The organism is Micromonospora sp. NPDC049529 (assembly GCF_055586685.1).
In genome coordinates, this window is the sequence record NZ_JBVJHT010000001.1 from 296,393 (window position 1) to 319,003 (window position 22,611).

Sequence of the window (22,611 nt, forward strand, 5' to 3'; positions counted from 1 at the left end):
CCGGGCACGTCGTACACCGGGAGGCCAGGGCATGGGCAGCGTCCAGATCGTCACCACGGCCGTCGCCGCCGCCATCACCGTGGTGGCGGTGGTGCTCGCGGTACGCGCGGTGCAGCGGATGCTGGCGGTGATCCGGGCGGGTAAGCCCGACCCGACGCGCTCCGGTGACCGGGGCCTGCGTACCCGGACGATGCTGACCGAGACACTCGGACACACCCGGATGCTGCGCTGGAGCGTGGTCGGCGCCGCCCACTGGTTCGTGATGGTCGCCTTCATCGTGCTCTCGCTGCTGGTGATCGAGGCGTACTTCGAGGTGGTCACCCCGACCGGCGCGCTGCCGGTGGTCGGCCACTGGCTGGTGTACGGCCTGGCCACCGAGATCATCGGAATCCTCGGTACGGTCGGCATCCTGGTCCTGATCGCCATCCGGCTGCGCAACCGCCCCGGCAACCCGGAGCGGCGGTCCCGGTTCACCGGCTCGACCATGTGGCAGGGCTACTTCGTCGAGGCCGTGGTGCTGGCGGTGCTCGTCTGCGGCTTCCTGATCCGTGGTTTCAAGGTCGCCACCCACCACTTCGAGTTCCCGGCCTGGGCCACCCCGGTCAGTCACGCCGTCGGCGCGGTGCTGCCGGACTGGTCCGCCGGGACCAGCGTCACCGCCATGGTGAAGATCGCCATCTCGATGACCTGGGTGATCGTCATCGCGCTGAACGTGACCATGGGTGTCGCCTGGCACCGGTTCTTCGCGTTCTTCAACATCTACTTCAAGCGCGATCCGGGCAAGCCCGGCTCCGGCCTCGGCGCGCTGCGCCCGATGATGAGCGAGGGCAAGCTCCTCGACTTCGAGGAGGCCGACCCCGAGTCCGACCAGTTCGGGGTCGCCCAGGTGGAGCAGTTCACCTGGAAGGGACTGCTCGACTTCAGCACCTGCACCGAGTGCGGCCGGTGCCAGTCGCAGTGCCCGGCCTGGAACACCGGCAAGCCGCTGTCGCCGAAGCTGCTCGTACTGAGCCTGCGCGACCACGCGTACGCGAAGGCGCCGTACCTGCTGGCCGGTGGGGGCAAGGACCTGACCGGCGAGGAGAAGGCGACCCAGGCCCAACTCGCCCACCTGGACGTGCTCTCCCTCGCCGAGGGGAACCGGCCGCTGATCGGCGGGGCCGAGGAGGGCGGCGTCATCGACCCGGACGTGCTCTGGTCGTGCACCACCTGCGGGGCGTGCGTCGAGCAGTGCCCGGTCGACATCGAGCACGTGGACCACATCGTCGACATGCGCCGCTACCAGGTGCTGATCGAGTCGAACTTCCCGCCCGAGGCGGGCGTCATGCTGCGCAACCTGGAGAACAAGGGCAACCCGTGGGGCGCCCCGCCGAACACCCGCGAGGACTGGACCAAGGGCCTGGACTTCGAGGTGCCCCGGGTCGGCGAGACCGAGGACTTCGAGTACCTGTTCTGGGTCGGCTGCGCCGGAGCGTTCGAGGACCGGGCGAAGAAGACCACCCGCGCGGTGGCGACCCTGCTGCACGAGGCTGGGGTCAACTTCGCCATCCTCGGCGAGGGCGAGACCTGCACCGGTGACCCGGCCCGGCGGATCGGCAACGAGTTCGTCTTCCAGATGCTCGCCCAGCAGAACGTCGAGACGCTGAACGAGGCGTTCGGCGACCGCGAGCCGGCCAAGCGCAAGATCGTCGCGACCTGCCCGCACTGCTTCAACACCCTCGGCAACGAGTACGGCGAACTCGGCGGTCAGTTCGAGGTGGTGCACCACACCCAACTGCTGGCCCACCTGGTCGCCACCGGCAAGCTGACCCCGGTCGCCCCGATCGACGGCGGCGTCACCTACCACGACCCCTGCTACCTCGGCCGGCACAACCGGGTCTTCACGCCCCCGCGCGAGGTGCTCGGCGCGGCGACCGCCGACGGGCTGACCGAGATGCCGCGCAACAGCGAACGTTCCTTCTGCTGCGGTGCCGGCGGTGCCCGGATGTGGATGGAGGAGCGGATCGGCAAGCGGATCAACGTGGAGCGGGTCGAGGAAGCGATCTCCACCGGGGCGAAGACGATCGCGGTCGGCTGCCCGTTCTGCACCACGATGATCAGCGACGGGGTGAACGGCAAGGGCGTGTCCGAGCAGGTCGAGGTGATCGACGTCGCCACCGTCCTGCTCCGCTCGGTCAAGCCGACCACCCAGGGACAGCCCGAACCGGCCGGCACCGCCAGCTGACCGACACCCGCCCGCCCGGCCCAACCCGGCCGCTCCGGCGCGGGGGCAAACCGCAGCGTACGGGCTGTGGAAAACCGCAACGGTAGCCTCGCCGCTGTGGACAACCCCGTCCGGCGGATCCCGCCGTACCCGCGCGATGAGCCGGGCCGGGATCGTCGAGGCGGTCGACGCCGAGCGGCGGCGGATCGAGCGGGACCTGCACGACGGTCTCCAGCAGCGGCTGGTCGCGCTCGGCATGCTGCTCGGCCGGGCCCGCCGCAGCGACGACGACCCGCAGCGGGCCGGGGTGCCGCCACCATCGCCGGGCAGTTGCACATCTCGCAGAGCGCGGTGGAGAAACACGTGGACGCGATCTTCGAGAAGCTGGGGCTGTCGCACACGACCGGTTACCGCCGGCGGGTGCCCGCGGTGCTCCGCTACCTGGGCAGCTGACTCGCGCACAATCAGCGCTCGTGCCATCCGCATAGTCGTGGAACAATCGGCGCCGAGGTGAGCAGATCATCGATAGCCCGCTGTTGACCACCCTTCTGCCGCTGGTCGCCTTCGTGCTACTGACCGCCGGCAACGCCTTCTTCGTGGTGGCCGAATTCGCCCTCGTGACCGTCGACCGGGCCCAGATCGACCAGCGTGCCGCCGCCGGGGACCGCCGCGCCACCACGGTCCACAAGGCACTGCGGGAGCTTTCCTTCCAGCTTTCCGGGGCGCAGCTCGGCATCACCATCACCGCCCTGCTCACCGGATATCTCGCCGAACCGGCGCTGGCGAAACTCTTCGGGCCGGTGCTGCGGCCGGTGATCGGCGAGCGTACCGAGCTGGTCACCCCGTTGCTGGCGTTGGTGCTGGCGACGCTGCTGTCGATGCTCTTCGGTGAACTGATCCCGAAGAACGCCGCCCTGGCCCGGCCACTGCCGGCGGCGCTGGCCACCGCCGCGCCGATGCGTACGTTCAGCATCGTCTTCAAGTGGCTGATCCGGGCGCTGAACAACTCGGCGAACTGGCTGGTCCGGCGGCTCGGGGTGGAGCCGCAGGAGGAGTTGGCCAGTGCCCGGTCCGCCGACGAGCTGGGTCTGCTCGCCGCTATCTCGGCACAGGCCGGGGCGTTGCCGCCGGACACCGCGATGCTGCTGCGGCGGACCATCCGGTTCGGCGACAAGCGGGCCGCCGAGGCGATGACGCCTCGGGTGGACGTGGTCGCGCTGCGGGCCGGCGCGAGCGTGGCCGAGCTGCTCGAACTGGCCCAGCGCACCGGGCGGACCCGGTTTCCGGTGTACGAGGACACCCTCGACCTGGTGACCGGGGTGGCCGGGGTGCCGGACGCGCTCGGCGTACCGCTGGCCCGGCGGGCCGAGACGACGGTCGCGGCGGTGGCCCGCGAGCCGGTGTACGTACCGGAGAGCCTCGACCTGGACAACGTGCTCGCCGAGCTGCGTCGCGCGGACGCCGACCTGGCCATCGTGGTAGACGAGTACGGCGGCACCGACGGTGTGGTCACGGTCGAGGACCTGGTGGAGGAGCTGGTCGGGGAGATCGCCGACGAGTTCGACCCGGCGGTCGGGCCGGACAGCGGGTGGCTGGAGCTGACCGTGCCGGGCGGCGAACGGACGGTGCTGGTCGACGGGGTGCGGCGCGCGGACGAGCTGGCCGAGCAGACCGGTTTCCGGCTGCCCGACGGTCCGTACGAGACCCTGGCCGGCTTCCTGCTGGCCCGGCTCGGGCACATCCCGGTCGCCGGGGAGAGCGTCACCGAGCAGGGGTACGAGTTCACCGTGGTCGAGGTGGACCGGCACCGGATCGAACAGGTACGGGTGCTGCGCCCGCCGGATCCGGGGGAGCCGGCATGACCCGGCCGCCGACGGGACCTGCCCGGTGACCGAGCTGCTGATCGCCCTCGGGCTGCTGCTCGGCAACGGCTTCTTCGTCGGCAGCGAGTTCGCGCTGATCGCCTCCAGACGTACGGTGATCGAACCGATGGCGGCGGTGCTCCGCCCGGCCCGGTGGGCGCTCGCGGCGATGAACCAGATCCCGCTGATGATCGCCGGGGCGCAGCTCGGCATCACGATTTGTTCGCTGGGTCTCGGTGCGATCGCCGAGCCGGCCCTGGCGCACCTGCTGGAGGGCCCGTTCCACGCGGCCGGGATGCCGGCCGGCGCGGTGCATCCGGTGGCGTTCGTGCTCGCCCTCGGCGTGGTGGTGTTCCTGCACACCGTGGTCGGGGAGATGGTGCCGAAGAACATCACCCTGGCCGGTCCGGAGCGGGCGGCGCTCTGGCTCGGGCCGGCGATGCTGGCCTTCTGCACGGCGACCAAGCCGCTGCTGCTGGCGATGAAGTGGGCGTCCCGGCAGGTGCTGCGGTTGTGGGGGATCGAGGCCGCCGACGCGGTGAAGACGGTGTTCACGGCGGAGGAGTTGGCCGGACTGGTCGCCCAGGCGCGTACCGAGGGGTTGCTCGACCCGGTGGAGCACGCCCGGATCACCGGGGCGCTGGCACTGCACCGGCAGACGGCGGCGGACGCGCTGCGCCCGTGGTCGACGGTGACGACGGTGGCCGAGGACGTGTCACCGGCGTCGCTGGAGGTGCTGGCCACCGGGACCGGCCGGTCGAGGTTCCCGGTGGTGCAGCGCAGTACCCGCCGAGTGCTCGGGTTCGTGCACGTCAAGGACGTACTCGGTTATTCCGGGGCGGCTCGGCGGGCTCCGGTGCCGGCCGACGTGGTGCGTCCGCTGGCGGTGGTGCCGCCGGACCGTACGCTGGCCGAGCTGTTGTTGTCGATGCGCCGGGAGCGTCGGCACATGGTGTTGGTGAGTGACGGCAAGGCACCGCTGGGTGTGGTGACGCTGGACGATGTATTGACTGCGGTCGTTGGTAGGTCGACCGAGACCGTTGTCCGGCAACCGATTGCGCCGGTCTGAATACAGCGAGGAGTATCCGGTCACCGGCCTTGATTCGCGCTCGAACCTTCCCTAATGTGGGGCTCCGACCGCTGTGGGACGTCGGCGCCCATTTCCCCCTCGGGTGGCACCCGGCGGTCGGTAACGAAGGAGTCGGTGCCGGTGGCACGCGTGCCCTCCCATCGCCATTCGACCAATCACGAGCATCCGGGCGGTGGCAATCGCCGCCGCACCTACCGCCTGGTGGCGCTCGCCGCGCTGGTGCTCACCGGACTGCTGCCCGCCACCCAGGCGCAGGCCGCCCCGACGGTCGACGAAATCGAATCGCAGATCGACGCCCAGTGGGTGCAGCTCGAACCGACCATCGAGCAGTACAACAAGGTGCACAGCCAGCTTCTGGCGAACCAGAAGAAGTCGGCGGAACTGCAAAAGAAGATCCAGCCGTTGGCGCTCCAGGCGAACATGGCCCTCGACCGGGTCGGTGACCTGGCCTCGCGCTACTACAAGACCGGCCCGTCCTCGGACCTGAACGCGCTGATCACCACCGGTACGCCGACCCAGCTCGCGGACCAGCTCACCATCCTGGACCACCTGGCCCGGCAGCAGCAGGAGCAGATCGCCGACGTCACCGCGGCCAAGGACAAGTTCGACGCGGAGAAGCGCAAGCTGGACGAGCTGATCGCGCAGCAGAAGAAGCAGGACACCGAGCTTGCCGGCAAGCGCAAGCAGATCAACGGTGAGATCGAGCGGCTGGAGAAGCTGCGGCTGACCGCGTACGGGTCGAGTGGCTCCGGTGGATCGCTGCGCAAGGGCCCGTGCCCGGCGACGTACCCCGGTGGCGCCGCCGGCACCGCGGTCAAGACCGCCTGCGCGCAGATCGGCAAGCCGTACGTCTGGGGTGCGACCGGCCCCAACTCGTTCGACTGTTCGGGCCTGACCCAGTACGCCTGGGGTAAGGCCGGGGTGAAGCTCACGCACTTCACCGGGGCACAGTGGAACGAGGGCAAGGTGGTGAGCCGGGCCGACGCCCGCGCCGGTGACCTGGTCTTCTTCTACAGTGATCTGCACCACGTAGGCATGTATGTCGGTAACGGACTGATGGTGCACTCGCCACGGTCTGGTAAGCCGGTGCAGATGCAGAGCATTGACGTCATGCCGGTTGCCGGGTTCCGTCGCCCGGGCTGACCGGGTTAATTGCCCAGATTTGCAATGAAGAACCCCTTGCTGACGGCACCCGCCGTTAGCAAGGGGTTTCCTTTGTGTCGACCACAACACACCGTAAGTAATTGTCCGATATACGGAACGATTCCACTCCTGCCACGGGTTGCACTTCAATAACAGCCTTCCTACTGTGGGAGATCGTCGGGGCGGCACCAGTCCACCCAGCCCGGGTGGCACCGGCCCGACACCGCCGAATCGTTTTCCGAAACGAACCGGGGACCCAGCACCTCGGGGTGAATCCGCGAATTCTCGTGGTAGGGCGCCACTTCCCGCCCGAACCCGTCAGCTAACCCGGTAGGCGGTTCCGGAAGAAGGAGCGCCCACCCCGGTGGCTAGCCATGCCCCGCGGCCGCTGTCCGTACGGTCGACTCCGGTCGACCCGTGGACCCTGCGGTCGCGTACCCGTTGGCACGTCCGTACCAGCCTGCTCGCCACGATCGTCGGTGTAGCCGTCGTCCTGCTCGGAGCCACCCCGGCCCACGCCGAACCCTCGGTGGCCGAGATCGAGAAGCAGATCGACGTGGCCTGGAACCAGCTCGAACCGATCATCGAGAAGCACAACGCCACCCGTCAGGACCTGGCCGCCAAGAAGACCCTGGCCGACGCGCTGGCCAAGAAGATCCAACCACTTCAGGTCCAGGTCGACGCGGCCATGGGCAAGGTCAGCGAGATGGCCGTACGGGCGTACAAGGGGGACAACACCTCCGCCATCAACGCCATCCTGACCACGGACTCGCCGACGATGCTCGCCGACCAGCTCACCATCCTCGACCAGTTCGCCCGCCGCCAGCAGCACGACGTGCAGGCGGTGGTCGACCTCAAGGAGAAGTACACGGCCCAGAAGGCCCCGCTGGACACCCTGGTCGCCCAGCTCACCAGGACCGAGGCTGACCTGGCCGCGAAGAAGAAGCAGATCGACGCCGAGATTGACCGGCTACAGAAGCTGCGGATCAAGGTGTACGGCAACGGTGGCGGCGGCCCGCTCGCCCCGGCCCCCTGCCCGTCGGAGTATCCGGGCGGCGCGGCCGGCGTCGCGGTCAAGTACGCCTGCGCCCAGATCGGCAAGCTCTACGTCTGGGGCGCCGCCGGCCCGAACAACTTCGACTGCTCCGGGCTGATGCTCGCCGCCTGGGCCAAGGCCGGGGTGACCCTGCCGCACAACGCCGCCGCCCAGCGCCGGGTGACCGCGTACGTCAAACGCGCCGACCTGCGCCCCGGCGACCTCGTCTTCTACTACGCCGACCTGCACCACGTCGGCATGTACGTCGGCAACGGCTGGGTCGTCCACGCCTCCCAGGCCGGCGAACCGATCAAGATGAAACGCGTCGACGAAGGCACCATCCACAGCTTCGGCCGCCCCGGCTGACCCGCTGTCCCATCTCTCTTCCGCGATCTAGGGCAAATACGTGCTTGTGGATCTCTAAGTACACGTATTTGCCCTAGATCGCGGGCGAGGTGGGTGGGAGGGGGAGGAAGAGGGAGGGGTTAGCGGGTGGGCCAGGTGCGCCAGTGTTGCCAGGAGCGGCTCGGGGTGGGGCCGCGTTGGCCCTGGTAGCGCGAGCCGTAGACGGCTGAGCCGTACGGGTGCTCGGCGGGGGACGAGAGCCGGAAGATGCAGAGCTGACCGATCTTCATGCCGGGCCAGAGGGTGATCGGCAGGTTGGCCACGTTCGACAGTTCCAGCGTGACGTGGCCGGAGAATCCCGGGTCGATGAAACCGGCGGTGGAGTGGGTGAGCAGGCCCAGCCGGCCCAGGCTCGACTTGCCCTCCAGTCGACCGGCGAGCTGGTCGCCGAGCGAGATCACCTCAAGCGTCGAGGCGAGCACGAACTCACCGGGGTGCAGCACGAACGGCTCGCCGTCCGGCACGTCCACGACCGAGGTCAGGTCGTCCTGCTGGCTCGCCGGGTCGATGTGGGTGTAGAGATGGTTGTTGAACACCCGGAAGAGCCGGTCCAGGCGTACGTCGATGCTCGACGGTTGCACCAGTGCCGGCTCGAACGGGTCGAGCCCGAGGGTGCCCGCCTTGATCTCGATGACCAGGTCACGGTCGGAGAGCAGCATCCCGACACCTTAGCGAGCCGACGAGATCGACTCCGGCGTACCCGTACCGGCAGTGGTCTGCGGCTCACGCGTGTCGCACTACCCTTCTCGAACATGTGTTCGATAGACTCCCCCCATGGCATCCTGGTCCGAATTCGCCGCCGACGCCCCGCGTCTCGCCGAGGCGATCCGCAACCTCCTGCAGCAGTACGGGCCGGGTCTCGGCTACCTGGCGACCGTGCGTGCCGACGGTGGTCCGCGCGTACATCCGGTGTCGCCGGTGATCAACGACGAAGGGCTCTTCTGCTTCGTCGTCGACTCCCCCAAGCGGCGCGACCTCGAACGTGACGGCCGCTACGCGTTGCACTCGTTCCCGCCGGAGGAGAGCGACGACGAGGCGTACGTCGCCGGTCGGGCCGAGGTGGTGACCGACTCGGCGAAGATAGCCCGACTGGCCGACACTCTGCGGGCCGAGCCGCAGGTCGACTGGCGGCTGTTCGAGTTCACCATCGAGGCCGCCATGGTGGCCCGACACGGGCGCGCCGATGCCATCCCGCTGGCCTACGGCGGGCAGGGCGGCGACCGGCCGGACGTACAGGTCTGGCTCGACCCGGCGGCCGGCGCACGACCGCAGGTCAGCCGCCGCGCTCGGCGGACCCGTCGGCACCCCAACCCCGCCGAACTTCGCGGCGCCTCGACCGCCAACGCCGTCGACCAGCGCTTCGCCCGGGAGCCGAGGGTGGCGGCGGTGGCGCCCGACCCCGCAGTCCGGGCCTCGTGACGAGGTGTGCGGCGGGCTCGAACCGGGCACTGTAAGCCCGTTGGACGCGACGAGGGCCGGCTCCTCGGGAATGGGCCGGCCCTCGTCGTTCGACTCGTCGTCAGGCGTGCGTCGTCAGGCCCGATAGGCCAACCACGCCTTCACCATCCGGCTCACCTGGCCGAGGGTGAACTCGTCCATGCAGGAGTCGACCGTGTAGTCCATGAAGTTGTGGATCGGGTCGAGCCCCGGCTTGCTGACACACGAGTCCCGGCCCGTGGGGCAGCCGAACGCCGGTTCCGCCTCGGCCGGGGTGTCCGCCACCGCGTCGCCCTCGCCCGTGCACCCACCCTGGAACGTGTGGAACAGGTCCAACCAGTGGCCGACCTCGTGCGTACCCGTGTCGCCCTCGTTGTACGGCTTCGCCGTACCGCCGGGCAGTGACTCGGAGAGCACCACCACTCCGTCGTACGTGGTCAGCTTCTTCTGCGGGAACGTCGCCCAGCCGAGCAGTTGGTCGCTGAGCGCGCCGAGGTAGAGGTTCAGCGTCTCGGGGCCCCCGACCCGCAGCGCCTTCTTCATCTGCGACTCGGCCAGGCTGTCGGCCACGATCGGGTACCAGGCCGGGTTGACGACGCGGTTTAGCTTCTTGAGCTTGAACCGGAACGGCGTCAACGCGCTGCCCTTGCCGCCGGTGAACGCCTCGTTCAACACCTTCAGTTGGGCGTCGATCAGCGCGCGCGGGATGTTGCCACCGTCGCGCGTCCGATCCTTGCTGATCACGTGCACCACCACCGGAATGGTGATCTTCGTCGGATGCGTACTGAACGGGGCGACGCCGACGCGCTCGGCGTACGCCCGGTCCAGGTCGCGATTGCGTTGCGCCGCCTCGGCGGCGCTCAGTTCGTTGGGGTCGTGCCGGCCCGGTGCACCAGGCTTGGCCTTCGCGGACGGGTGCGCGTCCACCGGCTCGACGCACGGCGCCACCGGTGGCCCGGCCGTGCCGGCGACCGCCGGCGTGGCGACCACCGCCGTGGACCCGAGCAGCAGTACGAGAGCAGCGGACGCCACGCCAGCCGAGCGATGCACCTTCCGGACGGGCTGCAAACCCATGACCTCACCTCTTCGCCCCACGGAGAGCGACGCTAAAATCACGCGCCGCAAGTTACAGGTGTGGCGGACGTTACAGGTCGGGATAGTCTTCGCAAACGACGCGGATCGGCGTGGTCCCGATCGATTCGCCGCACCGGCCGGACGACGCGTACCGCGCCACCGGGTACGTTGATGCGCGCCAGAGGCGGACCAGGTACAGTGGGCTCCGCTCGCGGGTGTAGTTCAATGGCAGAACATCAGCTTCCCAAGCTGACAGTGCGGGTTCGATTCCCGTCACCCGCTCCAAGGCAGAAGCCCTGGTTGGACGTCAAGTCCAACCAGGGCTTTCGCTTATGCTTTCGGTTTCCTGGGCGGGCGTGCCCGTGACGTGCCGGATCCCGGTGGGGTCCCACGGCGTCGAAATCGCGGCGGCGCAGTGCAGCGAGCTCGCCGTAGCGCAGCCTGGTGAAGGCGGCCACCAGGATCAGGGGGCCTGCAACGGCCGGGGCGCGATGCCGGCGAGCTTGCGTCTTGGGTAACGGTGGCGACGGGCCTCTCGGCGGCGCGCTCGATGGCGTCAACGCTCGATGGCGTCAACACCGGCTGGCGCAGGCACCCTCAGGAGCGGACGAGGGCACGAAGTTCGGGTACTCCTTTGTACCAGTGCAGATCCGCCGGGTCGCGGTTAGCGCTGGAAATCTGCCACAGCGGCTCGATGTAGCGATCAACCCAATATTCGATTTGATTGCCGAGCAGGCGCCGCATCAGCATCCGATCAACCGCGCCCGTGTCGGCCAAGGCTGCGCACCTCTCAAAGAAGTACAGAACCCGTCTGAGGCTCAACCATTCGTCTGCCTTTCCCTCTCGTCGTAGGTTGAGTACCAGTTCCTGTGCGGTTGCCGGAATGGCGCTGTTGAGGTTGCTGTCGAGTAGCGTCCAGGCGATGTGTCGTGCGGACACCATTTCGCTCGTCTGCCATGACATGTAGAGATCGAGGGTGATGTTCGTGCGCCTTTGTCGGTGCGATTCCATTCGTTGCACGACATAAGTTATGGCTCCACCCAACAACGCGCCGACTATTCCGGCCAGCAACTCCATCATGGAAGACCTTCCGCTCGGCTCCGTCACCTACGGAACACGAATCCATGGTCGGGCATCAAGTCAAGGAGCGGTCCTGCATGTCTGGCGCTGGTAGGCCGTAGGTGCTGACCCGATCACTGTGGACGGGTCTCCCTGACATCGTCCCGATCCATGTCTGGGAGCTGTCAGCAGATTTTGGTTCCACTTGCGCAGGTAAATGATCTTTTTCGGTTGACGGTTTGTCGGCTGTTGCTACCTTGCCTGCCAAGGCTGCCGTAGATGGATGGGGTGCATTGGCAATGGATCAAGCAGTCACTGCGTTTGCGGCGATGCTCGCAGTGCTCCTGGGGGCGACGGGCACGTACGTTGTTGGCAGGTTGACCGATCGGGACCGATTCGCCAGGGAACTGCGGGTGAGATGGGATCAGCGGCGACTCGATGCTTACGTCTCCTATATTTCGGCCGTGAAGCTGGCTGGCACTCGCGCAAACCAGGCTCATGAGCGTCGTCTGAAGGGAAAGCTGCAAACCGATATTGGTGCGTTGCTTCATGAACTCGCGGACGCCGAGATGCGTTCGACCGAAGCCTTCGAGTCGCTACCGCTGCTGGCCGACGGCGCCACCATCGAGGCGGCACACGAGCTGAATCACGCCACGTGGCAGCTGGGGCAGAGCGCTCGGCGGAGTGCGGAGATTGACGATCAAGCCTGGCATGCCCTCGCGGACAAGTGGATCAACTCGTTGAACAACTTCCACTCGGCGGCTCGGGCCGGTCTGGACGTCCCCGGGAAATTTTCTCGGCGAGACGTCGCGGCGTTGGCGGTCGCACGTCCTGAGCGCGCCATCTCGGCGGTGAGCGGAACTTAGGTCCTCATGGCAGGCGGGAGGAGAATCCGGTTTGTCGTCGGCCGGACTGCCCGAACCCGGCCTGCCCGTACCCCAGCCTGCCGTGCGCCTGTTGCCTTGACGCCGACGGCAAGGTTTAGCGTTGCCGGTACGACATGAAACAGGAGGTCAGCATGCTGATCGGCGAGCTGGCGGAGAACGCCGGTACGAGCACCCGGACGCTTCGCTACTACGAGGCGCACGGGCTGGTACGCGCACGACGGTCCGCCAACGGTTACCGCGTCTACGACGAGGCGGAGCTGCGGGTCGTACGCGAGATCCGTGCGCTGCTCGCCGTCGGCTTCGGTCTCGACGACATTCGTCCGTTCGTCGCCTGCCTGCGGGCCGGCAACATGTCCGGGCACGTGTGTCCGGATTCGGTGGCGGTGCTGCGTCGCAAGCTCGCCGAGGTCGACGCGTACATCGGTCAGCTCGGCGAGGTGCGGCAGCAGTTGCACACCCAGCTCACCCAGGCCATCGCGCAACGGGAGGAAACATGCTTCAAGCACAGGAAACCGGCGCAGTAGTCACCGTCACCGACGACACGTTCGCCGCGTTGGTGGTGGCCAGCGACCGGCCCGTGGTGGTCGACTTCTGGGCCGAGTGGTGCCCGCCCTGCAGAGCGATCTCGAAGAGCCTCGCGGAACTGGCCGAGGAGTTCGGCGACCGGATGACCGTCGCGACCCTCAACACCGACGAGAACCCGGCGACCACCCGCGCGTACCGGGTCATGTCGCTGCCGACGCTGCTGGTGTTCCGGCAGGGTGAACTGGTCGGCTCGACCGTCGGGGCCAGGCCGAAGAGCCAGCTGCGGGAGGCGCTGACCGTACACATCAAGCCGTGACCAGCGGCTACAGGTAACCGGTGGAGTCGGCCGGCCTCCGTCGGTAGGGTCCGGGCTCGACGTGGACGGGGCGTTCCGTTGACGGTGGTCGGGGCCGGCGCCCGCGCGGCTCAGGTGAGCAGGGCGCGGATCGCGTGGGCGCGGGCCTCGACCACCCGCATCCGGGCGGTGTGCTCGGCCGGTTCGCGGTGGGTGGCCTGGTTGGTCATCTGACCGGGCCACTTCCGGTAGAGCAGGCCGGGTTCGGCGGTGAACCAGCCGGGGCTGATCGCGTTCGCGGCGAGCAGCAGGCCGGTGTCCTCGGAGGCGGGCAGGGCCATCCAGCCGCCGAGGGCGAGCAGCAGTTCGGTCCGCATGCACAGGGTCGCCGGGTGCACCGGCAGGCTGTAGTCGTTGGCCTGCCAGAAGGCGAGCACGGCACCGGTGTTGATCATGCCCTCCGGCGGGTCGTCGGCCCAGTCCCGGGTGGACCCGTCGACGAGCAGGTCGAGCACCCGGGAGGTGGTCCAGCCGACGCTCGGGTGGTCGGTGAAGACGGCGATGTCGCGGGCGAGCGCGCCGGGTGTGAGCTGGTCGTCGGCGTCCAGCACCTTCACCAACTCGCCCTCGACCCGGGACAGGGCCAGGGTACGGGCGACACCCGGCCCGCCCGGCCGTCCGCTGCCGGGGCTGATCCGTGGGTCCAGTTCGGGCAGTTGGTCGATCAGCAGCCCGTCCTGCCCGTCCTCCTGGACCAGCCACTGCCAGTCCCAGCCGTCCGGCAACTCCTGCTTGGACAGTGAGTCGTACGCGCCGGCGAGGTAGCCGACGCTGGGCCAGTGGACCGGGGTGATGACCGAGACGAGCCGGCTCACCGCTGCCACCGCTTCAACGTGGTCGCGTACGCGAGTTCGGTGCGGTCGCCGGGGAAGACGACGTCGGCGACCTCCACCACCCGTCCGGTGGTGTCGATCGACGTTTTGCGTACGGCCAGGACCGGGTCGTCGGGGGCGAGGTCGAGCAGATCGGCCTCGTCCCGGGACGGGGGCCGGGCGCGTACCTCGTCGACGATCCGGTCCAGCTCGACACCGACGGTGTGCAGCTGGTGCTGGGTGCCGCCGGGCCAGGGCTCGTTGTCGGCGTCGAGCAGGTCCGGGTTTGCCTCGGCCAGGGCGTACGGCAGGTAGGAGTGGGAGACCGACAGGGCGGCGCCGCGCTGGCGGGAGCTGGTCCAGTAGATCCGCCGGAGCAGGGGTGTGCCGCTGGGGAGTTCGAAGGCGGCGGCCAGGTCGGCGTCGGCGTCGATGCGGTCGTAGTCGGCGTGGAAGCGCAGGTCGGAGGTGGGCAGTCCGGTGTCGTGTTCGGTGCCGCCGGTCCGGCGTCGCCCCGCCTCGTCGAGCAGCACCCGGTCCTTTTCCCACTGGTACCGCTCGGTGTTGTTGCGCCGTACCCGTGGTGGTCCCGTCTCCCGGTTGTCGAACGCGTCCGGGAGGTCGCCGTCCGGCGGGCTGTCCGGTGCGCCGCCGCGCGGCAGCTGGTCGGGGCGGGGGTAGCGCGGGTGACGGTTGCGGGCGATCACCTGGCTGACGGTACCTGCCGGGACGCCGACCCGCCCGCTATGCGGGTGCTTCACCCCGTGTCGTCCGGTTGGGGCGGCTTGCTGGTGGTTGATCTGCCGTCCGATCGGCAGTGGACCACGGAGTCGGTCACGTGAACGTCCTGCCCGCCGGACCGAGGTCGTAGGCATCGAGGTCGCAGGCTTCGAGGTCGTAGGCTTCCGATCATGCGTGTGGGTATCGTCATTCTTCCCGACCAGCGGTGGTCGCAGTCGCAGCACCGGTGGCGGCAGGCCGAGGCGTGGGGGTTCGACCACGCCTGGACGTACGACCATCTGGGCTGGCGTGACCTGGTCGACGGCCCCTGGTTCGACTCGGTGCCGACGCTCACCGCGGCGGCGACGGTCACCAGCCGGATCAGGCTCGGCACCCTGGTCGCCTCCCCCAACTTTCGGCACCCGGTGCACTTCGCCCGCGAGGTGACCGCTCTGGACGACATCTCCGGCGGCCGGGTGCTGCTCGGTCTGGGCTCCGGCGGGATCGGCTTCGACTCCGCCGTGCTCGGCGGCGAGACGCTGCCGCCCCGGCAGCGGGTGGACCGGTTCGCCGAGTTCACCGACCTGCTCGACCGGATCCTGCGGACCGACCGGGTCGACTTCCGGGGTGACTGGTACGCCTCGGTCGACGCCCGCAACAACCCGGGCTGCGTGCAGACGCCACGGGTGCCGTTCGTGGTGGCGGCGAACGGGCCACGGTCGATGAGGCTGGTCGCGCGCTTCGGGCAGGGCTGGGTGACCACCGGGCTCGGTGGTGACGACATGGCGGCCTGGTGGCGTACGGTGACCGAGCTCAGTGGTCAGCTCGACCGGTCCCTGGAGGCCGCCGGCCGGGATCCGGCCACCCTGGACCGTTACCTCTCGCTGGACGCCGCCCCGGTCTTCTCGCTCTCCAGCGCTGCCTTCTTCGCCGACGCGGTGGCCCGTGCCGCCGACCTCGGCTTCACCGACGTGATCACCCACTGGCCCCGCGAGTCGAGTTGGTACGCCGGTGACGAGGCGGTGCTGGAGGAGGTGGCCACGACGGTGTTGCCCGCCCTGCACTGATCAGTCGGAGAGTCAGATGAGCTGGGCGGCGTAGACCGCTGCGGCCAGGGTGTTGTTGTCGCCGGTGGCGGCGTGGACGTCGAGCACCGCGTCGGCGAGCTTGACGACGTGCTCGTCGCCGTTGCGGCTGGCCCGGTCGAAGGTCTCCGCCGCCGAGCCGATGGTGATCGGGGGCGGCGCGAGCGGTGCGGTCGGGGCGTACACGGCGGTGATCGCGGCCGTCGCGGTCCAGGCCGCGGTCACGCTCGGCAGCCACTGCGCCGGTGCCAGTTCGGGCAGGGTACGCAGCACCGCGGTCGGCGCGGTGACCGAGTGCACCAGCATCACCGGGTTGGCGTGGCCGAAGCGCAGGAAGTCCAGGCTGGCCCGGTGCACCACCTCGGCGAGGAAGTCCGCCGCCCGCGTCGGGTCGGCCGGTGGGCGCGGCGCCGTGACCGATGCCGACCAACCGGGTACGTCGGGCAGTTGGGCGAACCGGTCCAGGATGCCCCCGTCCTGCGTCGGGATCCGGGGTAGCCGGTCGAGCGCGTCGGCGACCCCGCTGGTGCCGTGCAGCGGCGCGTACACGTGAGACAGCGGCCGTTGCGGCCGAAGTGGTTAGTGCCGTGCAGCGGGCCGGCGCCCGGCACCGGTTGCCACCGCGCGGCCCAGTAGGCGAGCGCCTGGCCGAGTTCGGTGACCCGTTCCGGTGTGGTCCGCTCCCGCAGTGCCCGTACGGCGTGGCCGACCCGGATGACGCCGTGGGTGGCGCTGGCCGCGATGCCGGGCAGCAGGCGGGGCCACCAGGTCGCCAGCACGGTACGCCAGGGCGTCTCGTCCATGGTCCGGGCGAAGTGGGCCAGCCAGTCGCCGGCCCGGTTCGGCTTGCCGAGCGCCTCTCGCCAGTCGTCGATCGGCCGGATGCCGCGTGGCAGTTCGTCGAGCCGGTCCAGATAGGAGTCGAGCCAGCGGTGTACGCCGGTTTCGTGGCCGTGCCGGACGAGGGCTTCGACCGCCATCGGGCCGTGGTTGCTGAGCCATCCCTCGAACTCGGGTCCGGTGCGGTGCAGTCGGGCGTACGCCTCGTCGAGTGTGTCCGTGTTCATGCGGTCCAGCCTCGGAGGTGAACCGCACTTCAGGTCAAGTCCCGGCGTCGAGGTGTGTCAGAGCGCCAGGTCGTGGCCGTCGAGCAGGCTGCGTATCCGCAGTTCGCGGGCGAGTTCGAGCGGGCAGTCGGCGACGATCGCGGCGGTGCCGACCGGGGTGGCGCCACGGGCGGAGATCACCTGGTAGAGGGCGCGGACCTGGGCGCCGCTGGCCACCCAGTCGTCGATCACGAGCACCCGGTCGGTCGGGCGCAGGTGCCGGTCGCGTACGCCGAGGGCGAGTTGCCGGCCCCGGTAGTCGGGTGGGGTGGTCGCCCAGGTGGTCGGTTCGGCGATCCGCCGGTCGCCGGTGTTCTTGTACGCGGGCAGGAAGCCGATCCCGAGCGCGGTTGCCACCAGGGGGCCGAGCAGCAGGCCGGTCACCTCGGGGGCGAGGACGACGGTGGGTGACTCGGAGCGGAACAGCCCGGCGAGCGCCGGCCCGATTTCGGCCAGTATATCCTGATCGCGCCACCAGCCGGAGATGTCGCTGACAAGGTGGCTGCTGTCCGGTCCGGGATCGATCCACCGGAACAGTTCGGTGAGCCGTTTGCTCAGCTCAGCGGCCATCTCAACCATCCTGAGGTACGGGCACGACCGGCCCAGGGCAGGTCGGCCGATCGGCTACACGTTTCATAGCAAATACTGGCAAAAGCATATGATCACGTTGACTTCCGAAGTGCCCCGCTCGCTACCTTCCGATCTTCATCATTCTGTCGTCAGCGGGAAGGACAGGTCGGTGACGGAAAAGCACCCCCTGGTTCGGATATTCAAGTCGCCGGTCGGCCTCACCGCCAGTGCCGCGCTGGGCGTGGCGCTCGCCGTCGGTGGCGCGGTCGGTGGAATCCACCTGGCCAGCGGCCCGGCCGCGTCCACCGCCTCGGAAACCACCGAGGTCGCACCGAGCGGATCGCCCAGCGGGTCGCCGAGCGCCTCGCCGACCTCGGCGACACCGGTGACCCCCTCGCCGTCCGCCACGTCGGCCACGCCGCGCGCGACCAGGACCCCGCAGCGCGCCTCGCGCGGCAACACCCGGGCCGCCACCCCGAAGCCGAGCGCGACGACCAGGAAGCCGAAGCCGGCGGCGACGCCGGTGGTCGGCACCGGCACCTGCGGCGCCTCCTTCTACGACACGGGGCAGACGACCGCGAACGGTGAGAGCTTCGACCCGAACTCGCTCACCGCCGCGCACCTCACCCTCGCGTTCGACACCCGGGTACGGGTGATCAACCCCGACAACGGCAAGTCGGTGGTGGTACGGATCAACGACCGTGGGCCGTACGTCGGCGGCAGGTGCCTCGATCTCTCCCGGGCCGCCTTTGCGGCGATCGCCTCCACCGACCTCGGCGCGATCACGGTCCGGTACGAAATTCTCGGGTGACAAGCCGTTGACCAGGTACGTCGACCGGCACCCGACCAGCTTCATGATCGGTGCGTAGCGGTGACGCCGCAGCCGGGCACCGGCCGGGTGGACAGAACCCACTCAGACGAGGGGTCAACTTCGTTCAACAGTGCCCGTCGATCAGGCATGCTGTTCGGCGTACCCATGCAATTCTTGCCGCCGGGCCGCCGCCCGCTGAGTTCTGGTTCCCGCGCCGGCCTCGGCGCGGCCCTCGTGCTGCTCGCGCTCGTGTCCGGGATCGAGGTCGCCGACGGCAGCCGGGCCGACCATATCGGACTCCTGGTGGCCGCCCCGTTCCTCGCCGCCGCGTTCGCGTCCTGGCGGGTGGTGCTCGGTGTGGGTGCCGCTGCCACCGGAATCGGCGTCGCCTTCACCCTGAGCGCCCAGAACGTCGAGTTGGGCAACGTGGTCAACGTGGGCGGCGTGATGGCCTTCATCGGGGTCGCGGCGGCGGTGGCCGTCGTCCGGCAACGGCAGGCCGAGCAGATCGCCGAGTTGTCCAAGCTCGCGGCGGTCGCCCAGCAGGCGGTGCTACGCCCGCTCGGGCCGCAGGTCGGAACGCTTGCGGTCGCCGCCCGCTACATCTCCTCCACCGCCGCCGCCGAGATCGGCGGCGACCTGTACGAGGTGATCGACACGCCCTACGGCGTACGGATGCTGATCGGTGACGTACGCGGCAAGGGGCTCGACGCCGTCCGGCTCGCCAGCATCGTGCTCGGTTCCTACCGCCACGTCGCGTACGAGCGGGCCGACCTGCGGGCGATCGTGGCGGACCTGGACCGGGCGGTGGCCCGCAGCGTCGGTGACGAGGACTTCGTCACGGCCGCGCTGGTCGAGGAGCGGGGCGGCACCCTGACGATCGTCAACTGTGGTCACCCGGCGCCGTTGCTGCTGCGCCGGGGGAAGGTGATTCCGCTGGAGCCGCCGTCGCCGGCCCCGCCGTTGGGTTTCATGCCGGTGGTCCGGCCGCGGGTCGAGCGGCTCGAACCGGGTGACCGGTTGCTGCTGTTCACCGACGGGCTCGGCGAGGCCCGTCGCGACGGCGAGTTCTTCCCGACCGAGGACCGGGCCTGGCAACTGCTCGGTCACGGTACGGTCGCCGACGGGCTCGCCTCGCTGGAGACCGCACTGGTCGAGTGGGTGCACGGTCGCCTCGACGACGACATCGCCCTGGTGCTGATGGAGTACGCCGGACCCCGTCCCGTCACTACCGTTGCCGTGCCCAGTTGGGAAGTCGGCGCCTCGGACGGGTGACCCTGAGCTGCGCTTTTGCTACTCCCTGTCGGTAGTGTGTCCGCCGTCACTTCCGTTACTGCCTTGTTCAGGCTACCGGTGAGTAATACAGTCGAGTTACTGGCCGGTAACACCTGTTCGGAAGCGGGGCCCGCCCACATGACGCACTACAAGAGCAACATCCGGGACCTGGAGTTCAACCTCTTCGAGGTCTTCGGAGCGGATCAGGCGTTCGGCCAGGAGCCGTACGCCGATCTCGACGTCGACACGGCCCGCAGCATCATCGCCGAGGTCGACCGGCTGGCCCGCGAGGACCTCGCGGCGAGCTACGTCGACGGTGACCGTAACCCGCCGGTCTTCGACCCGGCGACCCACACGGCGCCGCTGCCCGCCGCCTTCAAGAAGTCGTACGCGTCCCTGATGGAGTCCGAGTTCTGGCGGCTGGACCTGCCGCCCGAGCTGGACGGGACCAACGCTCCCCGGGCGCTCTGGTGGTCGCTGGCCGAGCTGATCCTCGGCGCGAACGCCCCGATCTGGATGTACGCCTCCGGCCCGTCGTTCGCCCACACCCTCTACGTCGAGGGCACCGAGCAGCAGCGCGGCTGGGCCAAGCTCTTCACCGACAAGCAGTGGGGCTCCTCGATGGTGCTCACCGAGCCGGACGCCGGCTCGGACGTGGGCGCCGGCCGGACCAGGGCGATCCCGCAGCCCGACGGCTCGTGGCACCTGGAGGGCGTGAAGCGCTTCATCACCTCCGGCGAGCACGACCTCACCGACAACATCGTCCACTACGTCCTGGCCCGGCCGGTCGGCGTGGAGGGCGTGGGCGGTCCCGGCACCAAGGGCCTGTCGCTGTTCATCGTGCCGAAGTTCCACTTCGACTCCGAAACCGGCGAGCTCGGCGAGCGCAACGGCGTCTACGCCACCAACGTCGAGCACAAGATGGGGATCAAGGTCTCCAACACCTGTGAGCTGACCTTCGGTGAGCACGGCGTACCGGCCAAGGGTTGGCTGCTGGGCGACGTGCACGACGGCATCCGGCAGATGTTCCTGATCATCGAGTACGCCCGGATGATGGTCGGCACCAAGGCGATCGCCACCCTCTCCACCGGCTACCTCAACGCCCTCGAATACGCGAAGAGCCGCAAGCAGGGTGCCGACCTGCTCGCCACCGACCGCAACGCACCCCGCGTCACGATCACCCACCACCCGGACGTCCGCCGTTCGCTGATGCTCCAGAAGTCGTACGCGGAGGGGCTGCGCGCCCTGGTCTGCTACACCGCGAGCTGGCAGGACAGGGTGAAACTGGCCCAGGCGGCCGGTGACGAGGCGGGGGTGAAGCAGGCCAAGCGGGTCAACGACCTGCTGCTGCCGCTGGTGAAGGGCTGCGGTTCGGAGCGGGCGTACGAGCTGCTCGGCCACGAGTCGTTGCAGACCTTCGGTGGTTCGGGCTTCCTCCAGGACTACCCCCTGGAGCAGTACGTCCGCGACGCGAAGATCGACACCCTGTACGAGGGCACCACCGCGATCCAGAGCCTCGACCTCTTCTTCCGGAAGATCGTGAAGGACAACGGCGGCGCGCTGATGGTGGTGGCCGGCGAGATCCAGGAGTTCATCACCGCCGAGGGCGGCAACGGTCAGCTCAAGGAGGAGCGGGTGGCCCTCGGCCGCGCCCTCACCGAGTTGCAGACCATCCTGGCAACGATGACGGGCTGGCTGGGCGAGGCGCAGGCCGGCGAGCCGCGCGCGGTCTACAAGGTCGGGCTGAACAGCCGGCGACTGCTGCTGGCCGTCGGCGACCTCGTGGTCGGCTGGCTCCTCCAGCGGCAGGCCGAGGTGGCCCTGCGGGCGCTGGGCGGCGAGGTGTCGGCGGCGGACCGGTCCTTCTACACCGGCAAGGTCGCGGCGGCCCGGTTCTTCGCCCACGAGGTGCTGCCCCGCATCGGGGCCGACCGGCGCATCATCGAGTCCACCAACCTCGACGTGATGGACCTGCCGGAGGACGCGTTCTGACCGGTATGGCAGCGCTAGCACCGACTGCCTAGCACCCCACGCGTACGGCGACCGACGAGCAAGACTGCTCGTCGGTCGCCGCGTTATCGTTGAGGCGGTGCGACCAACATTTTGTTGGGATTTGTCAGGTTAGCCCAGAAGCCATCGCACGGGGGAGTGCAGCGGACATGGGCGTCGGTAGCGGTATTTTCCTCATCGGACTGGGAGCCATCCTGACGTTCGCCATCAGGGCGAACATCTGGTGGCTCGACCTGCGCGCGGTCGGCTGGGTGTTCATGCTGGCCGGGCTGGCCGTGCTGCTGACAACCCTCTGGTACTGGCAAACCAGTAAAAAGAAGGCGCGGACCCTGATCGTGGAGGAGAACCGGCTCTCGCATCCGACCGCGATGATGCCACCGCCGCCGGACCCGCCCCCGCCGCAGGCCCCGCCCTCCTGACGGCTGCGCGGACCGTCAACTCCGGGCGGTGTGCGCCGCCTCTATCGGCCCCCGGCTCGGCGTGAGCCGCGTCCACTCGTCCACCGCCAGGCGGTGCACCGCGATGCCACTGGTGCGTAGTCCGTCCGGATCGGCGCGTACCGGGTCGAGCAGGCGGGAGAGTCCGGAGATGCTCGGGTTGTGCCCGATCAGCAACACCACCGCCGCCGCCGGGTCGACCGCCCGGATCAGGTCCAGTAACTCCCTGGCGTCACCCTCGTACACCGAGGGCTCGTAACTCACCACCGGACCGCCGCCAGCCTCCGCCTCGACCCCGGCCCTCGCGGCCGGGGTCTCGGCCATCGCCAGCGCCACCCCGTGCCAGGTCTGCCGGGTCCGTTTCGCCGGTGAGCAGATCACCACCGAGGGCAGATGACCGCCGTGGGCCAGCCAGGCACCGGCGGCGCCCGCGTCCGCGTACCCCCGGGCGGTGAGCGGACGGTCGAAATCCGCGATCCTGGCCGGGCGCTCCGCCTTGGCGTGCCGCAGCAGTACGACGCGCTTGGTCATGACGTCTCCTCGCTCCGCTCGTCGTCGTCATGACCTTTATAGCCGTGCTTGTTGGGCGACCTCGCTTCGCGCTCGGTCGGCAACGTCTCCTCGCTCCGCTCGTCGTCGTCATGACCTTTATAGCCGTGCTTGTTGGGCGACCTCGCTTCGCGCTCGGTCGGCAACGTCTCCTCGCTCC

The 22,611-nt window shown here is 69.2% G+C and carries 25 protein-coding genes, 1 tRNA gene, 1 pseudogene and 1 riboswitch; of the genes and pseudogenes, 17 read left to right on the forward strand and 10 right to left on the reverse strand.

From position 1 onward, the window contains the following. The first annotated feature begins 31 nt into the window (after window positions 1–31). The 7 genes and pseudogenes from ACZ6QQ_RS01385 to ACZ6QQ_RS01415 all read left to right on the forward strand — a co-directional run bounded on the left by ACZ6QQ_RS01385 (window position 32) and on the right by ACZ6QQ_RS01415 (window position 7,700). Window positions 32–2,224 (forward strand): (Fe-S)-binding protein, encoded by a 2,193-nt coding sequence (locus ACZ6QQ_RS01385; protein WP_465873355.1) that lies wholly within the window; start codon window positions 32–34, stop codon window positions 2,222–2,224. Between the two features lie 133 nt (window positions 2,225–2,357). After that, window positions 2,358–2,486, forward strand: a pseudogene (locus ACZ6QQ_RS01390) (histidine kinase); the annotation flags it as partial. Between the two features lie 47 nt (window positions 2,487–2,533). Then, complete coding sequence (locus ACZ6QQ_RS01395; RefSeq protein ID WP_465873357.1) at window positions 2,534–2,656, forward strand: hypothetical protein; 123 nt, start codon at window positions 2,534–2,536, stop codon at window positions 2,654–2,656. Window positions 2,657–2,739: 83 nt separating this feature from the next. Continuing rightward, window positions 2,740–4,065: a hemolysin family protein gene (locus ACZ6QQ_RS01400; RefSeq protein ID WP_465873359.1), complete on the forward strand. Its 1,326-nt coding sequence runs from the start codon at window positions 2,740–2,742 to the stop codon at window positions 4,063–4,065. A gap of 25 nt (window positions 4,066–4,090) precedes the next feature. Continuing rightward, window positions 4,091–5,134 (forward strand): hemolysin family protein, encoded by a 1,044-nt coding sequence (locus ACZ6QQ_RS01405; protein WP_465873361.1) that lies wholly within the window; start codon window positions 4,091–4,093, stop codon window positions 5,132–5,134. Window positions 5,135–5,269: 135 nt separating this feature from the next. After that, window positions 5,270–6,298, forward strand: coding sequence for a C40 family peptidase (locus ACZ6QQ_RS01410; RefSeq protein WP_465873362.1), 1,029 nt, complete (start codon window positions 5,270–5,272; stop codon window positions 6,296–6,298). A 214-nt stretch (window positions 6,299–6,512) separates the two neighbouring features. Then, a riboswitch (cyclic di-AMP (ydaO/yuaA leader) is annotated at window positions 6,513–6,650 on the forward strand. Between the two features lie 12 nt (window positions 6,651–6,662). Then, a complete protein-coding gene (locus ACZ6QQ_RS01415) occupies window positions 6,663–7,700 on the forward strand; it encodes a C40 family peptidase (RefSeq protein WP_465873364.1) in 1,038 nt (345 codons plus the stop codon). Between the two features lie 119 nt (window positions 7,701–7,819). Here the strand turns inward: ACZ6QQ_RS01415 and dcd are convergent, their stop codons facing one another. Continuing rightward, complete coding sequence (gene dcd / locus ACZ6QQ_RS01420) at window positions 7,820–8,398, reverse strand: dCTP deaminase (protein WP_326561965.1); 579 nt, start codon at window positions 8,396–8,398, stop codon at window positions 7,820–7,822. A gap of 115 nt (window positions 8,399–8,513) precedes the next feature. Here dcd and ACZ6QQ_RS01425 point away from each other — a divergent pair, with 115 nt between their 5' ends. Then, on the forward strand, window positions 8,514–9,158 hold the full coding sequence (locus ACZ6QQ_RS01425; protein WP_465873365.1) for a pyridoxamine 5'-phosphate oxidase family protein: 645 nt from the start codon (window positions 8,514–8,516) through the stop codon (window positions 9,156–9,158). Between the two features lie 114 nt (window positions 9,159–9,272). Here ACZ6QQ_RS01425 and ACZ6QQ_RS01430 read toward each other — a convergent pair whose 3' ends face one another. Next, window positions 9,273–10,250: a zinc metalloprotease gene (locus ACZ6QQ_RS01430; protein WP_465873367.1), complete on the reverse strand. Its 978-nt coding sequence runs from the start codon at window positions 10,248–10,250 to the stop codon at window positions 9,273–9,275. 211 nt (window positions 10,251–10,461) lie between these two features. Between ACZ6QQ_RS01430 and ACZ6QQ_RS01435 the strand changes: the two genes are divergently transcribed. Continuing rightward, window positions 10,462–10,535, forward strand: a tRNA-Gly gene (locus ACZ6QQ_RS01435). Between the two features lie 312 nt (window positions 10,536–10,847). On the opposite strand, the gene ACZ6QQ_RS01440 is transcribed toward ACZ6QQ_RS01435, so the two are convergent. Continuing rightward, on the reverse strand, window positions 10,848–11,330 hold the full coding sequence (locus ACZ6QQ_RS01440; protein ID WP_465873368.1) for a DUF4760 domain-containing protein: 483 nt from the start codon (window positions 11,328–11,330) through the stop codon (window positions 10,848–10,850). A gap of 278 nt (window positions 11,331–11,608) precedes the next feature. On the opposite strand from ACZ6QQ_RS01440, the gene ACZ6QQ_RS01445 reads away from it, so the two are divergent. The 3 genes from ACZ6QQ_RS01445 (at window position 11,609) to trxA (ending at window position 13,037) form a co-directional block, all read left to right on the forward strand. Next, window positions 11,609–12,175, forward strand: a complete 567-nt coding sequence (locus ACZ6QQ_RS01445) for a hypothetical protein (protein ID WP_465873369.1) — start codon at window positions 11,609–11,611, stop codon at window positions 12,173–12,175. Between the two features lie 152 nt (window positions 12,176–12,327). Continuing rightward, a complete protein-coding gene (locus ACZ6QQ_RS01450) occupies window positions 12,328–12,720 on the forward strand; it encodes a MerR family transcriptional regulator (RefSeq protein ID WP_465873370.1) in 393 nt (130 codons plus the stop codon). Then, window positions 12,690–13,037, forward strand: a complete 348-nt coding sequence (gene trxA, locus ACZ6QQ_RS01455) for a thioredoxin (RefSeq protein ID WP_465873372.1) — start codon at window positions 12,690–12,692, stop codon at window positions 13,035–13,037. The genes ACZ6QQ_RS01450 and trxA overlap by 31 nt, the downstream gene beginning before the upstream one ends. A 110-nt stretch (window positions 13,038–13,147) precedes the next feature. On the opposite strand, the gene ACZ6QQ_RS01460 is transcribed toward trxA, so the two are convergent. Together ACZ6QQ_RS01460 and ACZ6QQ_RS01465 are read right to left on the reverse strand one after the other, a co-directional pair. Further along, window positions 13,148–13,900: a glycosyltransferase gene (locus ACZ6QQ_RS01460; RefSeq protein WP_465873373.1), complete on the reverse strand. Its 753-nt coding sequence runs from the start codon at window positions 13,898–13,900 to the stop codon at window positions 13,148–13,150. Next, a complete protein-coding gene (locus ACZ6QQ_RS01465) occupies window positions 13,888–14,595 on the reverse strand; it encodes a UTRA domain-containing protein (protein ID WP_465873375.1) in 708 nt (235 codons plus the stop codon). The genes ACZ6QQ_RS01460 and ACZ6QQ_RS01465 overlap by 13 nt, the downstream gene beginning before the upstream one ends. Window positions 14,596–14,799: 204 nt before the next feature. Between ACZ6QQ_RS01465 and ACZ6QQ_RS01470 the strand changes: the two genes are divergently transcribed. Further along, the gene (locus ACZ6QQ_RS01470) at window positions 14,800–15,675 is read left to right on the forward strand and encodes an LLM class flavin-dependent oxidoreductase (protein ID WP_465873377.1); all 876 of its coding nucleotides are present in this window, start codon (window positions 14,800–14,802) and stop codon (window positions 15,673–15,675) included. A gap of 12 nt (window positions 15,676–15,687) precedes the next feature. On the opposite strand, the gene ACZ6QQ_RS01475 is transcribed toward ACZ6QQ_RS01470, so the two are convergent. The 3 genes from ACZ6QQ_RS01475 to ACZ6QQ_RS01485 are packed head-to-tail and all read right to left on the reverse strand — an operon-like array spanning window position 15,688 to window position 17,369. Continuing rightward, window positions 15,688–16,053 (reverse strand): hypothetical protein, encoded by a 366-nt coding sequence (locus ACZ6QQ_RS01475; RefSeq protein WP_465873378.1) that lies wholly within the window; start codon window positions 16,051–16,053, stop codon window positions 15,688–15,690. Further along, window positions 15,999–16,760, reverse strand: a complete 762-nt coding sequence (locus tag ACZ6QQ_RS01480) for a hypothetical protein (RefSeq protein ID WP_465873380.1) — start codon at window positions 16,758–16,760, stop codon at window positions 15,999–16,001. The genes ACZ6QQ_RS01475 and ACZ6QQ_RS01480 overlap by 55 nt, the downstream gene beginning before the upstream one ends. A gap of 57 nt (window positions 16,761–16,817) precedes the next feature. Then, entirely contained in the window at window positions 16,818–17,369 is a 552-nt protein-coding gene (locus ACZ6QQ_RS01485; RefSeq protein WP_465873382.1) for a phosphoribosyltransferase family protein, read from the reverse strand. A gap of 169 nt (window positions 17,370–17,538) precedes the next feature. Here ACZ6QQ_RS01485 and ACZ6QQ_RS01490 point away from each other — a divergent pair, with 169 nt between their 5' ends. The 4 genes from ACZ6QQ_RS01490 (at window position 17,539) to ACZ6QQ_RS01505 (ending at window position 21,884) form a co-directional block, all read left to right on the forward strand. Next, the gene (locus ACZ6QQ_RS01490) at window positions 17,539–18,180 is read left to right on the forward strand and encodes a septal ring lytic transglycosylase RlpA family protein (RefSeq protein ID WP_465873384.1); all 642 of its coding nucleotides are present in this window, start codon (window positions 17,539–17,541) and stop codon (window positions 18,178–18,180) included. Between the two features lie 147 nt (window positions 18,181–18,327). Next, a complete protein-coding gene (locus ACZ6QQ_RS01495; protein ID WP_465873385.1) occupies window positions 18,328–19,455 on the forward strand; it encodes a PP2C family protein-serine/threonine phosphatase in 1,128 nt (375 codons plus the stop codon). 138 nt (window positions 19,456–19,593) lie between these two features. Then, complete coding sequence (locus tag ACZ6QQ_RS01500; protein WP_465873386.1) at window positions 19,594–21,447, forward strand: acyl-CoA dehydrogenase; 1,854 nt, start codon at window positions 19,594–19,596, stop codon at window positions 21,445–21,447. A 167-nt stretch (window positions 21,448–21,614) separates the two neighbouring features. Beyond that, window positions 21,615–21,884 carry a DUF6458 family protein gene (locus ACZ6QQ_RS01505; RefSeq protein WP_329105587.1) on the forward strand — a complete coding sequence of 90 codons (270 nt, stop codon included), beginning with the start codon at window positions 21,615–21,617 and terminating at the stop codon, window positions 21,882–21,884. A 15-nt stretch (window positions 21,885–21,899) separates the two neighbouring features. Here the strand turns inward: ACZ6QQ_RS01505 and ACZ6QQ_RS01510 are convergent, their stop codons facing one another. Both ACZ6QQ_RS01510 and ACZ6QQ_RS01515 read right to left on the reverse strand, forming a co-directional pair. Continuing rightward, window positions 21,900–22,433 (reverse strand): SixA phosphatase family protein, encoded by a 534-nt coding sequence (locus ACZ6QQ_RS01510; protein ID WP_465873388.1) that lies wholly within the window; start codon window positions 22,431–22,433, stop codon window positions 21,900–21,902. Then, on the reverse strand, window positions 22,430–22,611 hold a 182-nt coding region (locus ACZ6QQ_RS01515; RefSeq protein WP_465873390.1), incomplete at its 5' end, for a hypothetical protein. The genes ACZ6QQ_RS01510 and ACZ6QQ_RS01515, both read right to left, overlap by 4 nt.